This window comes from Cytobacillus sp. FSL W7-1323, assembly GCF_038595015.1.
In the GTDB taxonomy this organism is placed as follows: Bacteria; Bacillota; Bacilli; order Bacillales; family Cytobacillaceae; genus Cytobacillus; species Cytobacillus kochii.
The window spans coordinates 2,548,930-2,564,863 of the sequence record NZ_CP151998.1 but is presented as its reverse complement, the minus strand read 5'-3'; the positions used below and the strand labels follow the sequence as shown (position 1 = coordinate 2,564,863).

Annotated in this window: 9 protein-coding genes; all 9 read left to right on the top strand. The window is 36.9% G+C overall.

The features are described from left to right. Positions 1-3: 3 nt before the first annotated feature. The 9 genes from MKX67_RS13045 (at position 4) to MKX67_RS13005 (ending at position 15,903) form a co-directional block, all read left to right on the top strand. Entirely contained in the window at positions 4-7,110 is a 7,107-nt protein-coding gene (locus MKX67_RS13045; protein WP_342488293.1) for an amino acid adenylation domain-containing protein, read from the top strand. Then, positions 7,107-7,319: an MbtH family protein gene (locus tag MKX67_RS13040; RefSeq protein WP_095373063.1), complete on the top strand. Its 213-nt coding sequence runs from the start codon at positions 7,107-7,109 to the stop codon at positions 7,317-7,319. The genes MKX67_RS13045 and MKX67_RS13040 overlap by 4 nt, the downstream gene beginning before the upstream one ends. Next, positions 7,319-8,707, top strand: coding sequence for a DHA2 family efflux MFS transporter permease subunit (locus MKX67_RS13035; RefSeq protein ID WP_095373064.1), 1,389 nt, complete (start codon positions 7,319-7,321; stop codon positions 8,705-8,707). The genes MKX67_RS13040 and MKX67_RS13035 overlap by 1 nt, the downstream gene beginning before the upstream one ends. Before the next feature lie 20 nt (positions 8,708-8,727). Next, complete coding sequence (locus tag MKX67_RS13030) at positions 8,728-9,411, top strand: 4'-phosphopantetheinyl transferase superfamily protein (protein WP_342488292.1); 684 nt, start codon at positions 8,728-8,730, stop codon at positions 9,409-9,411. A 250-nt stretch (positions 9,412-9,661) separates the two neighbouring features. Beyond that, the gene (locus tag MKX67_RS13025; protein WP_095373066.1) at positions 9,662-11,245 is read left to right on the top strand and encodes a PucR family transcriptional regulator; all 1,584 of its coding nucleotides are present in this window, start codon (positions 9,662-9,664) and stop codon (positions 11,243-11,245) included. Between the two features lie 210 nt (positions 11,246-11,455). Further along, the gene (locus MKX67_RS13020) at positions 11,456-12,922 is read left to right on the top strand and encodes a CoA-acylating methylmalonate-semialdehyde dehydrogenase (RefSeq protein ID WP_095373067.1); all 1,467 of its coding nucleotides are present in this window, start codon (positions 11,456-11,458) and stop codon (positions 12,920-12,922) included. A 16-nt stretch (positions 12,923-12,938) separates the two neighbouring features. Beyond that, the gene (locus tag MKX67_RS13015) at positions 12,939-14,291 is read left to right on the top strand and encodes an aspartate aminotransferase family protein (RefSeq protein ID WP_095373068.1); all 1,353 of its coding nucleotides are present in this window, start codon (positions 12,939-12,941) and stop codon (positions 14,289-14,291) included. 230 nt (positions 14,292-14,521) lie between these two features. Further along, positions 14,522-14,809 carry a DUF3219 family protein gene (locus MKX67_RS13010; RefSeq protein ID WP_224938371.1) on the top strand — a complete coding sequence of 96 codons (288 nt, stop codon included), beginning with the start codon at positions 14,522-14,524 and terminating at the stop codon, positions 14,807-14,809. Positions 14,810-14,928: 119 nt separating this feature from the next. Then, a complete protein-coding gene (locus MKX67_RS13005; protein WP_342488291.1) occupies positions 14,929-15,903 on the top strand; it encodes a bile acid:sodium symporter family protein in 975 nt (324 codons plus the stop codon). The last annotated feature ends 31 nt before the right edge of the window (positions 15,904-15,934 follow it).

Genomic DNA, 15,934 nt, shown 5'->3' with positions numbered 1-15,934 from the left:
GTAATGATCAGTGAAGCAACCAAACTGCAAGCAACAGATGCCCAAGCAGGTATTTGGTACGCCCATGAATTAGATGAAAGAAAGACAGCTTATAATACTGGCGAATATGTTGAAATAAACGGGCGAATAAACGTGTCGTTATTAATAGAAAGTATTAAGAGTACTGTTCAAGAAGCAGACAGCCTCCACATTACCTTTTTTGAAGAGAATGGAAAATTATATCAAGTTCTTCAAAAACCGAATGAAGTGCCTGTTCAATATATCGATGTGAGTCTAATGAAGACCCCTAAGCAAACAGCTATTGATCTCATGAATGATGACTTATCCCTGTCAATTGATTTGAAAAAAGGTCCGATATATAAGCAAATTCTCTTTAAAATAGCAAGTGATGAATATCTTTGGTATCAGAAAATACATCATATTGCTTGTGATGCATTAGGATTTTCATTGATAACAAACAAAGTGGCAAGTACTTATTCAGCATATCTAAAAGAAAAGTTTGAGCCAGAACCTGCTTTTAAACCATTGTCACTATTAATTGAAGAAGAGAACAAGTATAAAGAATCTTCGTTATATATGGAAGATCAAAAATATTGGAAGGAAAAATATAAAGGAGTCACACACGACGTTTCATTGTCTCAGAATGAGCTTCAATCTTCTGAGGCAACATCTACGATAAAAATTGCTGAAAAATTAACAGCCACAGAGTTTCAAAAGATAAAAAACAAGGCAAAAGAATGGAAAATCGCGTGGCCACATCTCGTGATTGCAGCTATGGGGGTTTATCAATATAAGATAACGGGGGATCGCAAGAGTTTATTAACATTACCGATGATGAATCGTTCAACAGTTGCGATGAATATTCCAGCAACAACAATGAATATTCTACCATTACTGCTATCATTTTCTAATGATTCGACTTTTATGAGTCTGGTGAAAGAAGTTGTAAATGAAACGAGAGAGAATAGTAAACATCAACATTATCGTCAAGAACAATTACAAAGAGATTTAGGAACTATTGGCCAGAGCAGTTTTTTGAACTCTTTTCAAGTAAATATTATGCCGTTTACGTATCAACCGATTTTTGGCGATGTCGCTGCCACTACTTATAAATTAGCCACAGGTCCGATTGATTTAATGAATATGAATATGTTTGAGCAAGATAGAGATGGCAGTCTAAGAGTAGATATTGAAGCAAATGGTACGAAGTTTCAGCAATTGGAAGTAGAGCAACATGCAAGTAGAATAATCCATTGGCTAAAGAGGTTACCAAGTATTGATGGCGGGCAACCTATTTGGAAGATTAATTTATTATTAGATGAAGAAAACGCATTGATGCGAAAAGATTTAGGGTGTGAGACAGCTGAAAGCGTTCATCCGCTTATTCAATTCAAGGAAATGGTAAAGAAATATCCTCAGCATCCGGCATTAGAATATAGTGGGGAAATATGGACATATGAACAGCTAGATAAGATGACTTCAGCATTAGCAAAAGAAATGATTAGCACGGGGTACCATTATCCCTTTATTGCGGGGATAGCTGTAAGCCGTTCTGCCAATATTTTGGTTGCCATATTGGCTGTTTGGAAAGCTGGCGGTGCCTATGTGCCAATTGATATCGATTATCCTGAGAGTAGACTCAACTATATGTTAAAAGATAGTCAAACACAACTAATTCTTACTGATACTGAAGGGAAGCAGAAACTACCAAAAAGTTTCCAACCATATCTTATGACCATCGATGTTTTTAAGGATAAGAGTGAAACTTTGCTACCTCCCGTAAATAGTGGAGATCCAGCGTATATGATTTATACTTCAGGTTCAACTGGTAATCCAAAAGGTGTTCTCGTACCTGCAAAGTCACTTTCTTATTTCTTATCGGCAATGAATAAGCATTTACAGTTAAACCATATGGATCGCTTTTATGCTTTAACGACGATTTCGTTTGATATTTCTATATTAGAATTGATTTTACCCATCACGGTTGGGGGCACATGTGTGATCGCTAAGAATGCAGTCATTTCTGATCCGCCAAATATTGTAAAAGAATTAAAGGAAAAGCACATTAGTGCGGTTCAAGCAACACCGACACATTGGCAAATGATCCTGCCATTTATAACAGAAGAATTACAGGATGTCAAAGTATTAGTTGGGGGAGAAAAACTTCCTTCACATACAGCTAAGCAAATGCAAACGTTATGTCAAGAAGTACATCATGTTTACGGTCCAACTGAAACGACAATTTGGTCTACACATTATGTATTAACGTCAGTTGATGGTTTTACTTCACCACCACTGGGAGACGCCCTTTCAGGCACAGAAATTTACATTTTGGATGAAAACCTGCAACTAGTTGCTCCGGGTAGACCAGGTGAAATCTATATTGCGGGAGAGGCTGTTACATACGGTTACTATCGTAAGCCAGCGCTCACCTCCTCAAGGTTTGTGGCTAATCCATTTACTGAAAACGGCCAAAGAATGTATCGAACAGGTGATATTGGCATAAGAGATTTATCTGGAAAACTTCATTATGTGAAACGAAGTGATGATCAAGTAAAAGTCCGTGGACATCGGATGGAATTAGGCGAGATTGAGCATCACTTGTTAGCACACCCTAATGTGAAAAGCTGTAAAGTGATTGTAAGAGAAGATCAACCGGGAGATCAACGTATTACGGCTTATATAATAGCGGCAGAGAACGTGAAGAAAACAAGTGAAGATTTCAATTCATACTTACGTGAGTTTTTGCCAGATTATATGATTCCTAGTTTCTTTATGTATTTGGACGCTTTCCCATTGACGCTTAATGGAAAGTTAAATTTGCGTGAATTACCTAATCCGCTGGAAAGTAACGCAAGCTATACAGATGACGAATGTTGGACTCCTTTGCAGAAGGATGTTTATAATATTTTCCGCCAAATATTAATGTTGAATGAAATACGCGAAACCGATTCGTTCTTTGCTCTTGGCGGTCATTCATTACTTGCTTCCCAATTACTGGGTAAGCTTCGTGAGGAATTCGGTCTAAGTTTATCATTCTCAGCATTTTATCAAAACCCAACAATCCAATTTATTGTTGAACAAGTGAAAGAACAATCAGACAACAAGTTTGAAGGTAGAAAGTTAAAGCCACATAAGAGAGATCAGTATGCTCCAATGAGTCATGAACAAAAAAGATTATGGTTTATCGAACAAACAGAAAATGTAGGTTCTACTTATTATATTCCTGTAGTAGTCAAGTTGAAAGGCACACTCCGAAAGGACGCTTTATACGAATCTTTAGTTGAGGTAATGAAAAAGCATGAAGCGTTGAGAACTGTCATAGAAACAAAAGATGGTGAAGTATATCAAAGGGTATTATCAGTTGATGAAGCAACATTGAAATACTATGAAAAAACGATTAATCGAAATGAGCTCAATCATGAGATTGATGAAGCGATCAAAATGCCAATCGATTGGGAAAATGAATTAGGTTGGCATAGCTATCTATTTAGAATAAATGAAAAAGAGAATATATTATGTATTGTTTATCACCATCTATTCGCTGATGGGTGGTCGATTGCACCATTTATGGAAGATGTATCAACTGCTTATGAGGCCTTTGTTAAGGGTGATCAGCCAGTTTTATCTTCATTACCTATTCAGTATGGTGATTATGCCTTCTGGCAACAGGAAATGTTAGTGGATGATATGGAGGAAAAGCTTGCCTTTTGGAAAAAACAATTAGCCCACATACCTGAGGCCATCCCACTACCACTTGGGGTTGAAAGACCAGAAAAAAGAATGGTTGAAGGTGGACGATTGACTTTTGAGATGGACAAAAACCTTTATCGACAACTCAATCAGTTAGCAAAAGATGAAGATGTTACGTTGTTTATGGTTCTACAATCAGCATTAGCAACACTGTATCATCGTTTAGGCGCTGGTGATGATATCGCATTTGGTACACCAGTAGCTGGGAGGAATGAGCCGTCATTACAAGCAATCGTTGGCTTCTTTGTTAATACAATTGTTCTACGTACAGATGTTTCAGGCAATCCATCATTTTTACAGTTACTACATCGCGTGAAGAAACAAAATATGAGTATTTATGATCAGCAAGACACACCGTTTGATAGAGTGGTAGAGGCGATTAACCCAACCCGTTCTAATAAAGTTCATCCATTATTCCAATCAATGATTATTATGCAAAACACACCACAACCGTCATTTAAAGTGGAGGGAGTGGATGCAGAAATTCAAATTAACGGTACGAACACAGCGAAATTTGATTTAACTTTTGAATTTTGGCAAGGATCTAATCAAGATACATTGGAAGGTGCGATTGAATATAGAAAAGACCTTTATAAGCATGAACAAATCCAACAATTATTGCAACAATGGTTGACTCTCTTAAGTTCAATCATTGCTACGCCGAATCAATCTGTTGGAAAGTTACCAATTCTAATAGACACAGAAAAAAATGAGTTATTACATCTACAATCGAAGAAAGTAACGACGAAACAAGAACATATCGTTCATAACTTTGAACAAATGGTAGAACAATACCGTAATGAAATAGCGGTAACATATGATGAGACATCAATCAGTTACCAACAACTAAATGAAAAGGCAAATCAGCTTGCTAGATTGTTAATAGATAAGGGTGTAAAAGCAAATGATTTTATCACCATTTCATTACCACGCTCCTTGGAGTTAATTACAAGTATTTTAGCGGTATTGAAAGCCGGTGCAGCCTACGTACCAATAGATCCGGATTACCCCGAAGATCGCAAACAATATATCCATCGTGATGCTGGTGCGGTTATGATGATTACTGATAAAAAACAGGTAGAACACGGGAATCAAATTGTGTTTGATCTACAATTACACCAAACATTGACATTGTATGATTCTTCTAACTTAGAAGAAGTTGAGGGGAATGAGATATATCCTAGTTCACCAGCTTATATTATTTATACATCAGGTTCTACCGGTAAGCCAAAGGGTGTGCTAGTTCCACATAGCAATGTGGTACGACTGTTTGCCTCAACGAATCGATGGTTTTCTTTTGATCATGATGATGTTTGGACACTTTTCCATTCATATGCTTTTGATTTCTCTGTTTGGGAGATATGGGGTGCATTATTATATGGTGGAAAACTAGTTATTGTCCCATACGAGACGACTAGAAACCCACAAGCTTTTCTACAATTATTAGTTAAAGAACGAGTGACTGTATTAAATCAAACACCATCTGCATTCTATCAATTAATGGAAGCTGAAAAAGAAAGAATTGATTTATCGGATATGTTGCGAATCAGATATATCATTTTTGGTGGAGAGGCGTTGGAACTACCAAGATTGGAAAGTTGGTATAACCTGCATGCAATGTCAAAAACAAAGCTTATTAACATGTACGGTATCACAGAAACAACCGTTCACGTCAGTTACTTAGAACTAACGAAAGACATAATTCGACAATCTGCTAGTAGTTTAATTGGTGAAGGTATCCCTGATTTAGGTGTGTATATATTAGATGATTACCTTCAACCTGTTCCTAAAGGTGTAATAGGAGAAATGTATGTTAGTGGGGATGGACTCGCTCATGGTTATTTAAATCAACCAGCACTGACAGCGGAGAGATTTGTCGCTAATCCATATGGATCAGCAGGAAGTCGAATGTACAAAACGGGAGATTTAGCAAAATGGACAGAAGATGGTTCACTTGACTATATTGGTCGCTCTGATCATCAAGTGAAAATTCGTGGTTTCCGCATCGAGTTAGGTGAAGTGAATGCAGCACTTCTTCAGTATCCTGCAATTAAACAAGCTGTAACAACAGTACTAACGATGCATGGTGATAAGCAATTGGTTAGCTATTTCATCTCTCACAATGAGATTGATTACAAAGAACTGAGACAATTTTTACAAACGAGATTGCCTAAATATATGGTTCCGAATCACTTCGTTAGAACAGATGATATTCCATTAACGAACCACGGGAAATTAGATATGAAAGCTCTCCCGAAACCAGAGATGGAGACAATGCAGGGAGATAGGCATCTACCTAGAACTCCACAAGAAGAAATACTTACGCAGTTATTTGCAGAAACCCTACATTTAACTGAAGTAAGTATTGATGATAGTTTCTTTGATTTAGGAGGGCATTCGTTATTAGCTGTTCAATTAATGAAAAAAATAGAATCAACATTCGGCAAAGAGTTAGGCATTGGTGTGTTATTTGAAGCACCAACTGCAGCGCAACTCGCAAAAGTGATTGAAGGTGATGCAGAAGAAGGCGCTTCATTACAGTCATTATTGGGTTTACGAAAAACAGGAAGTGAGACGCCATTATTCTGTGTGCATCCAGCAGGTGGTTTAAGCTGGTGCTATGCTGGATTGATGTCGAAACTAGATAGTCGTTTTCCTATCTATGGCCTACAAGCAAAAGGGATTAAAGAGAAGAAAAATAAACCTACAAGTTTAGTTGAAATGGCGAAGGATTATATCCAAGAGATTCGTTCTGTTCAACCAAAAGGTCCGTATCGCTTACTTGGCTGGTCGTTAGGAGGCAACGTTGTTCATGCAATGGCAGTTGAATTACAAAAGCAGGGCGAGAAAATTGAGTTTTTAGTCATGATGGATTCCTATCCAGGTCATTTCATTTCTATGAATGAAGAAGAAGCAGAAGATGATGCGTTAATTGCGATGCTAGCACTTGGGGGCTATGATCCTCAAGAAGTGAAAGGCGATCAATTAACAATACAATCGGTTAAAGAATTACTTCAGGAAAAGGGGAGTGTACTTGCATCATTGGATGAAGAAACAATCGAAAATCTTAAAGAAACCTATCAAAATTCCGTTCGTATCATGTCAGAATATGACCCAGAAGTATATGAGGGAGATATGATTTTCTTCAAGTCAACAATTGTTCCAGAGTGGTTTAAAAATGATGATCCAGCGAGATGGTTACCATATGTTCATGGCAGGATGCGACAATATGATATTGCTTGCCGTCATAAAGATATGTGTCAACCAGAACCTTTAGCAGAAATAGGCGAAGGAATCGCAAGAGAGTTAAAGTGTTTAATTGAAAACAAGCATTTAGAAGGGAGTCTACAAACATGAGTAACCCATTTGATCAAAAAGATTCTTTGTATTTTGTTTTAATGAATAATGTAGGGCAGTATTCATTATGGCCAAGTTATATTGATGTGCCTACAGGCTGGCAAGTGGTTTGGGGGGAAACTACCCTTTCAAGCTGCCATCAATATATTGAAGAGCATTGGGAAAGTCTACTTCCAAATGAAAAAGAGAAGGAAAGTCTATCACTGTAATGACAATGGATAGAAAAGTTAAATACCAAAGAAGAGCATTATGTACAGTGTATATACTAGCTATGTTTATGGCGGCATTAGACGGAACAATCGTCTATGTTGCCCTTCCTTCGATTGCTGCTGAACTGGGAGTAACATCCGCTCAGTTAAGTGGATTGACTGTCTGGTATCTTGTTGGGGTTAGCATGATTTTACCTTGTGCAGGGTATTTAGGTGATCGTTTTGGAAGTAAAAAGATGTTTATGGTTAGCTCACTCGTTTTTACATTTGCTTCTTATATGTGTGCTTTAGCAGATTCAGTATCGATGTTAAACATAGCCCGGTTTCTGCAAGGATTAGGAGGCGGCTTGTTTGCCCCTATAGGCATGGCGATGATCTTTCGGACGTTTTCCATTGAAGAACGTCCGAAACTGTCGCGGTCTTTCGTCATTCCAATTGCTATAGCACCTGCCCTTGGTCCGATAATTGGTGGGTTAATCGTTACTTATTTACCATGGCAGTGGATCTTCTTAATTAATATTCCGATTGGCTTGTTCATCGTTATAATCGGTGCACTATTTTTACAGGAAAAACATGAGTATATGGGTAAAAAGCTAGATGTGAAAGGCTTATTATTAATGGTGATTGGTTTTCCATTATTTATGTATACGTTGAATCGACTAACAGCAGGAATGAGTCTGCCAATAATCGTTTTTGGGATGATTGGGCTAATAATGATTGTTACATATGTTTTTCATGCATTAAAAGCAGATCAACCATTATTGAACTTAAAATTATTGGAGGAAAAGACATTTAAACGAATAAGCATGCTCTCTTTTCTTGGAGCGGCAGGCTTACAAGGTTTCTTGTATTTGTTCCCGATTATGTATCAATATACAACTGGTGCATCACCATTAAAAAGTGGATTAACTATTTTTATTGAAGCGATTGGTTTAATGGTGGCATCAAGAGTAATGCCCCTGACATTAAAACTTCTCGGCGTTTATCGTGTGATTGTTTATGGATTCTTATTATCCAGTGTCTTTTTCCTACTCATCAGTTGGATAGGCCCTACTGGTTCTATCATCGGTTTACAAATTTGTTTATTTGGAATTGGACTGACGTTAGGACATGCCGTGATTGCCATGCAGTATACGGCATTCCATCATATTAATAAAGAAAAGATGTCACAAGCAACCACATTATTTAATGTGCAGAACCGCTTGGGTGCAGCAATGGGAATTGTGAGTATTTCTTTAATTATCAGCATGTTCTCAATCGGAAATGAGCAATTATATCAAGTGGCAATTATTTTTTGTGCTATGCTTCTACTTGCTGCGTGCTTGTTTGCGATCAATAGTCAAACTGCCATTAAGTCAACTTCACCAAAAATGAAAAAAGCAAGCTAGTATAAGAAGGAGGGGAAGGTATGCTTGAAGTTTTTGCTTGTCGATTACCGCAAGTACATTCAGAGGTAACTTTACATCATTATAGCGACTATTTACCACCATTAAAAAGAACACAAATCCAACGTTATAGAAGAATAGAAGATGCATATCGTACGTTAGTAGGTTATCTATTATTAAGGAAAATACTCATGAAGAAGTTACCTAAAGTTGATCTTACAAAGCTCGAATTCAGCAAATACGGTAAACCTTTTTTGAACGCGGACCCTTTTCCCCCTTTTAGCTTGTCTCATTCAGGTGATTGGTGTGTGTGTGCCGTTGGAACTGATGGAATGGTTGGGATAGATTTAGAAAAAATAACTAAACCAAAGCCAGAGTTACACTCCCTATTGTTTCGAGAGGAAGAAGAGTGTATGGGAGCGAAAGATTTTTTTAATCGTTGGACGATAAAAGAAAGCTATTTAAAAGCCATCGGTACTGGTTTACTTGTAGACCTCCAAGAAATAGAACTCGAAGAAAAAAATCGGAGTGAATTCGATGTCAACCATCAACAAAAACGGTATCCAGGGGGAAAAGTAAAGGTATATAACCTCCTAAAGCAATATAGCTTATCAATTTGCACATTGTCTACAGAGGAAAAGCTTCCTCATCATCTACAACTTGTCACATTTGAAGAAATTATCAAACCCAGCGTACAAACAGTATAAAGCGCTGGGTTTCATTTTATGAACCTCATTTATATGACGGAATACATAAAGAATTCTTGCTGAGTATGAAGAGTGGTTGTCCGAAGAATTGTTGCAATGCGTTTAAGAAATGTGTAAAAAGAATAAACATTTATTTTCATGGGAGTGGGCCTCTTATGTTTACTGAATGTATTAAATATTTCTATTATATTTGACAATTTGTCTAGTTATCTATTAATATTCTATATATTCAGAATTTAGGAGGGCGAGAATGAAATCCTATTTAACCGTCAATGATATCTTGCAAAGGAAGCATTTCGATCAAATAGAAATAGTTGCAGGGAAAGATGGGTTAGTAGATCAAGTGAAGTGGGTTCATATTGTTGAGGTAACGAAAATAGGGAATCTTTTAAAAGGAAATGAACTAATCCTTTCAACCGCTGTTGCATGGCGAGAGAGAAAGGAATTATTTATCTCAATTGTACAACAGTTAATTAAGTCGAATGCAGCAGGCTTATGTATTGAATATGGCACTTATACGAAGGGCATACCTCATGAAATTATCTCTATGGCAAACAAAGCGAATTTCCCAATTATTCTCATATTAAAGGAAGTTCCTTTCGTGGAAATCACGCAAGACATTCATACATCTTTAATTAATCAGCAATATGATATGTTAGCTAATTTAGAAAAAATCTCTCATATCTTAAATAAGAAACTTCTTTCTATTAATCATTATGATGAACTTTTGAAGGTCATTTATGAAGAATTGCAAGTGCAAATTCTATTATTATTTCAAGATGAAAGTACGAAGTTTTATCCTGTACTACCGGAAATAAAAAGAGAAAATATCCTAAAGAAGGTACAAGCCCAACAAGAACCTTCACGTTTTGTCGTAAGAGCTACTATTGAACTTTTAGGAGAGAAATTTGCTGAACTTATCATCATTTCTTCATCTCATCACTTAACAGAATATGATCAGCTAATTGTAGACAGAACAGCTAACGCTCTAGCACAATTCTTTATTCGTGAATTATATGTAGAGGAAAAAAGAAGGTTAGAAGAAAGTGAGTGGGTAAATTCTTGGTTAGAAGGTAAGGAAACGACTCCTTCATTACTAAACCATGTATCTGCCTATTTACCGAATGCACCTCGAGGGGCGGTTGTATGTGTCTATCAAGTGGAAATGTTAGAAAATTTAACTTACTTCAAGTTGTATTTTCGCTCCATATTAGAACAAAAAGGTTTTTCTTTCTTAGCCGTTGAGAAGCACAAAGCAATTGTATTTATATTATTTAATGAAAGAGGATTAACTGATTGGAAGAGGAGAGTAGTACAAGCAATTGAAAAAATGAAGCAATTATTTTCGGATTTGCAATCAGACACGACTTTTAATTTTGGAATTGGAAAATATGTATCTGATTTGAATGCGGTGCATGAGAGTTATCAAACGGCATTAGAAACAATCCAAGTGAATCAACAATTTTATCATCGTTCGTATTCAAGTATGTTTTATGATGACTTACATATATTTCGTATTATCTCAGTTGCCAGTAGGCATATGAACTTACAAGGAATGATCGAAGAATATTTAGGACCGATTGTTGAATATGATACTGCACATCAATCAAAGTTAATGGAAACATTAAAAATGTACTTAATTTGTAATGGCTCAAAAAAAGATACGGCACAGAAATTGTATATTGTTAGACAAACTTTATATCATCGGTTGGAAAAAATTGAGCAGTTATTAGGCTCCGATTTTATGAGTCATGAGAAAAGATTGGCATTGGAATTTATGCTATTAAGCTATGATTTTATCCAGCGACCAATCGATTTAAAACAAATAAAGTAAAAAAGAATGAACCGTCTCTATAGTAGTCGGTTTATTTTGCTTGTTACGATTTCCTTTGAGGCACTGATTTCAAGATTTACCCTATTCTTTCATATAGACCGTTTGTTTATGAATGACCGTTATCCTTTTTACAGTATGTCTAATGAAAAAGGGATAATAAATAAGAGATAATGAAATCAGAATAATCAATCTTTAATAGGAGGTTTGATGATGAGCGTAATTGAACAGGGAACGAAAACTTTACAGAATTTTATTAATGGCCAATGGGTACCTTCACAATCTACAGAAACAATGGAGGTGCCTAATCCAGCAACTGGGGAAATTATTGCAAAGGTACCTATATCCATGAAATCAGATGTTGATCAAGCAGTAAAGGCAGCAGCAAATGCTTTTCAAACTTGGAAAAAAACACCGGTTCCAAAAAGAGCGAGAATTCTCTATAAATATCATCATTTGTTAACGGAAAACCATGAAAGATTAGCAAAATTAATCGTAGAAGAGAATGGTAAAGCATATAAAGAAGCATATGGGGAAGTGCAAAGGGGAATTGAATGTGTGGAATTTGCCGCTGGAGCCCCAACACTAATGATGGGAGAAACTTTGTCGACGATTGCAGAAGACATCGATTCACAAATGTTTCGTTACCCACATGGAGTTGTCGCTGGTATCACACCATTTAATTTCCCAATGATGGTTCCTTTGTGGATGTTTCCACTTGCCATTGCATGTGGCAATACTTTTGTTCTTAAGCCATCAGAGCGAACGCCTATTTTATCTAATGAGTTGACGAAGTTGTTTATGGAAGCTGGTGCACCAGCTGGCGTCTTAAATGTTGTCCACGGTGCGCATGATGTAGTTAATGGCTTACTGGAACATCCCCTCGTCAAAGCAATTTCATTTGTTGGTTCTCAACCGGTTGCGAAATATGTCTATGAAAAAGCGGCTTCTTACGGTAAAAGAGTGCAAGCATTATCAGGAGCGAAGAATCATCATATTGTTATGCCAGATGCGGATATGGAGAAAGCGATTAGCCATATTATAAGCTCTACATTTGGCAGTGCCGGTCAGCGTTGTATGGCTTGTAGTGCGGTTGTTGTGGTAGGTGATGGATCTGAGTTTGTTGAAAAGCTTTCTCAAGCAGCAGATGAATTAATTATTGGTGAAGGCTCTAATGAAGAAGTCCTGCTAACACCAGTTATAAGAGATTCTCATCGTCAGAAAGTTTTAGGATATATTGAGAAAGGCATTGAAGAAGGAGCAGAGCTGTTACGTGATGGTAGAGCTGTTATGACTGAAATGAAAAACGGCACATTTTTAGGTCCGACAATTTTTGATCAAGTCACACCTGATATGACTATTGCGAAGGATGAGATATTTGCCCCAGTCCTAAGTTTATTGCGAGCGAAAGATTTAGATGAGGGATTAGCTTATATTAGTCAATCAAGATATGGAAATGGTGCAACGATTTATACGAAAGATGCGCGTGCTGTTCGTCAGTTCAGAGAAGAAGCGGATGCAGGTATGTTAGGGATCAATATTGGTGTCCCAGCAACAATGGCCTTTTTTCCTTTCTCTGGGTGGAAGGATTCGTTTTATGGTGATTTGCATGTAAACGGGAAAGATGGCGTTAATTTTTATACCCGGAAGAAGATGATTACCTCACGTTTTGATTATTAATAAGGAGGAAAAGTGCATGGCTGAAATTAAGGAAGAGAAAGGGTTGCTTAAGAAAGATGCAGAGGTTGTTTGGCACGCGATGAAACCATTTAGCCCTAATAGCACAATTATAGCGGAAAAAGCAGATGGTGCTTGGGTTACTGATCATGAAGGTAATCGCTATTTAGATGCAATGGCAGGTTTATGGTGTGTAAATGCAGGCTATGGTAGAAAAGAGCTCGCAGAAGCAGCATACGAACAATTAAAAGAGATGAGTTATTTTCCTTTATCACAAAGCCATACACCAGCGATAAAATTAGCTGAAAAACTAAATGAAATGCTCGGTGGCGGCTATGTATTCTTCTTTTCAAATAGTGGCTCAGAGGCGAATGAAACCGCATTTAAAATCGTTAGACAGTATTATAAACAAAAGGGAGAACATGAACGCTACAAGATTATTTCTAGGTATCGTGGGTATCATGGGAATACGATGGCAACACTTGCAGCAACAGGGCAGGCGCAAAGAAAATATAAATATGAACCGCTCGCACCTGGCTTTATTCATGTCGCACCACCTGATATGTATCGCCAACCGGAAGATGAAACCTTGGCATCTACCAAGCTTCAATCAGTACAGGATATAGATAAAGTAATGACATGGGAGCTAAGCGAGACCGTTGCAGCTGTCATAATGGAACCAATTATTACAGGTGGCGGGGTTATTATGCCACCAGAAAACTATATGAAAGGAGTAAAAGAGGTTTGTGAGAAGCACGGGGCATTGCTTATTAGTGATGAAGTTATTAATGGCTTTGGTCGCACGGGTGAACCGTTTGGATTTATGAATTATGAGGTCTCACCAGATATTATTACGATGGCAAAAGGGATAACAAGTGCGTATTTACCATTGTCAGCTACCGCAGTGAAAAAAGAAATCTATGATTATTTCAAAGGAACAGAAGAATATGATTACTTTCGCCATGTGAATACTTTTGGAGGAAACCCTGCTGCTTGCGCTTTAGCATTGAAAAACCTGGAGATTATGGAAGATGAGAAGCTGTACGAACGGTCGAAAACAGCTGGGGATGCGCTAAAGAGGACATTACTGCAAAAGCTGCAACATCACCCTTATGTAGGGGATGTGAGAGGAAAAGGTTTATTAATAGGTATTGAGTTAGTAGAGGATAAGGCGACGAAGGAACCGCTAGCTGTGGAGTATGTGAATAAGATCATTTCCGGATGTAAGGAGAAAGGTGTACTAATAGGTAAAAACGGAGCAACTGTTGCTGGATATAATAATATTATTACACTTGCCCCACCGTTAAATATAACTGATAGTGATATCACTTTTTTAATTGATACATTAACAGAGCAAATGAACCAACTTTAATTATATGCTGCACTGGCTTGCCATTGATTGCAACCAGTGCTTTTTTCCATAGATGTATGTATGAACGGTGTTAAGAAGTCATTAGCTAGTTTTTTTATTTGTTATGAGAATATATTTCTCACCATTCATTTTTCTATGTAGGTTGTATCATTGGTATTTAATAAGCAAATCAATATAACATCCACTCATTATTTGCTAGAATAAAATTTGTAAGGAAGGAGCAGACGATAATGGTTCAAGAGATACAATTAAACAATTATACATTACCTATTAATCAATATAAGGAAACCTTAGTAAATGGTTTAAAACAAATTGCCATTGACTTTAAAGTAACGAGTGAGAACTATCATGATATTGCTGTGCTTTTATATGAAGAAAATTTTGATGTGCAAGTTCCGGCGAATAATCTTAGAATGAAAGCCGCAATAACTCAATATTATACATCAGTAACAAATCTGTATCGTGAAGGTGAAATTGGCGACTATCATGTAACCTTACGGGAAGTTTTAGGTGAATAATCAAGAATAACGTAATATTGTGCTCATAAAGGCATAATATTACGTTTTTATTTTATCGAAAAATTCATTGCTAAAAAGTGTTAAAATATATATGTATAAAAAAGAGAAAGGAGTGAGGGATGATATTAACGAAAATAAACAGTCAGCTAGATAAAATGATGCCCTTGATTACTCCTACTAGTGTCATATTGGGTATATGCTTTGCTGTCTATTTAAAAAATCTAGATAGTCTTATCCCATGGATCTTTGCATTTATGACATTCGCAGGTAGTTTGAAAGCAAATTTTACATCGATGAAAGAAGCCATCACTCATCCTTTGCCACTATTTATTGTCTTATTTGTTCTACATATTTTTATGCCATTATGGGCCTTTACTGTTGGTCATATTACTTTTCCAAATGATACTTATACAATTACTGGTCTAATTTTAATGATGGCAATACCTACAGGAATCTCAAGCCTGATATGGGTTTCCATTTACAAAGGCAGTATTCCATTGACTTTAACGATTATTCTCGTTGATACGTTATTATCACCAATACTTGTGCCACTTACACTAAAGCTCTTAGTAGGAGCAAAAGTGGAAATGGATGTCATAAGCATGGTGAGTGGGTTAATCATGATGATTGTCATTCCATCTATTTTGGCAATGATTGTTAATTCGATCACAAAAGAGAAGGTTTCAAACATACTTAGTGCAAGACTTGCTCCATTTTCTAAAATAGGTATGGCGACTGTTGTAATGATTAATAGTGCCGTTGTTTCATCCTACTTGACTGCCTTCGATTTACGTTTACTAGCATTAGTTGTCACCGTCTTCTTTATAGCCTTTACAGGATACTTAGTAGCTTTTTTAATTGCTAGAAAAATAGTAGGGAAAAATAGAGAAGCGGTGATTGCGATTACTTTTAATGGTGGTATGCGAAACATTAGTGCAGGCTCTGTATTAGCCGTTGCCTATTTCCCACCGCCAGTGGCCGTGCCTGTTGTTATTGGCATGCTATTTCAACAAATATTAGCAGCTTTATTTGGGATGATTATAAATAAGGTTGAAGAAAAGGATCGACTGAATGTGAGGAAAGAGGCAGTGTGAAGATAAAAGAGACAGTCCTATGAAGGCGGTC

Coding starts and splice junctions, on each gene's coding strand:
- MKX67_RS13020 (WP_095373067.1), top strand. CDS start 11,456: ATGAGCGTAATTGAACAGGGAACGAAAACTTTACAGAATTTTATTAAT.
- MKX67_RS13010 (WP_224938371.1), top strand. CDS start 14,522: ATGGTTCAAGAGATACAATTAAACAATTATACATTACCTATTAATCAA.
- MKX67_RS13040 (WP_095373063.1), top strand. CDS start 7,107: ATGAGTAACCCATTTGATCAAAAAGATTCTTTGTATTTTGTTTTAATG.
- MKX67_RS13015 (WP_095373068.1), top strand. CDS start 12,939: ATGGCTGAAATTAAGGAAGAGAAAGGGTTGCTTAAGAAAGATGCAGAG.
- MKX67_RS13030 (WP_342488292.1), top strand. CDS start 8,728: ATGCTTGAAGTTTTTGCTTGTCGATTACCGCAAGTACATTCAGAGGTA.
- MKX67_RS13025 (WP_095373066.1), top strand. CDS start 9,662: ATGAAATCCTATTTAACCGTCAATGATATCTTGCAAAGGAAGCATTTC.
- MKX67_RS13045 (WP_342488293.1), top strand. CDS start 4: ATGATCAGTGAAGCAACCAAACTGCAAGCAACAGATGCCCAAGCAGGT.
- MKX67_RS13005 (WP_342488291.1), top strand. CDS start 14,929: ATGATATTAACGAAAATAAACAGTCAGCTAGATAAAATGATGCCCTTG.
- MKX67_RS13035 (WP_095373064.1), top strand. CDS start 7,319: ATGACAATGGATAGAAAAGTTAAATACCAAAGAAGAGCATTATGTACA.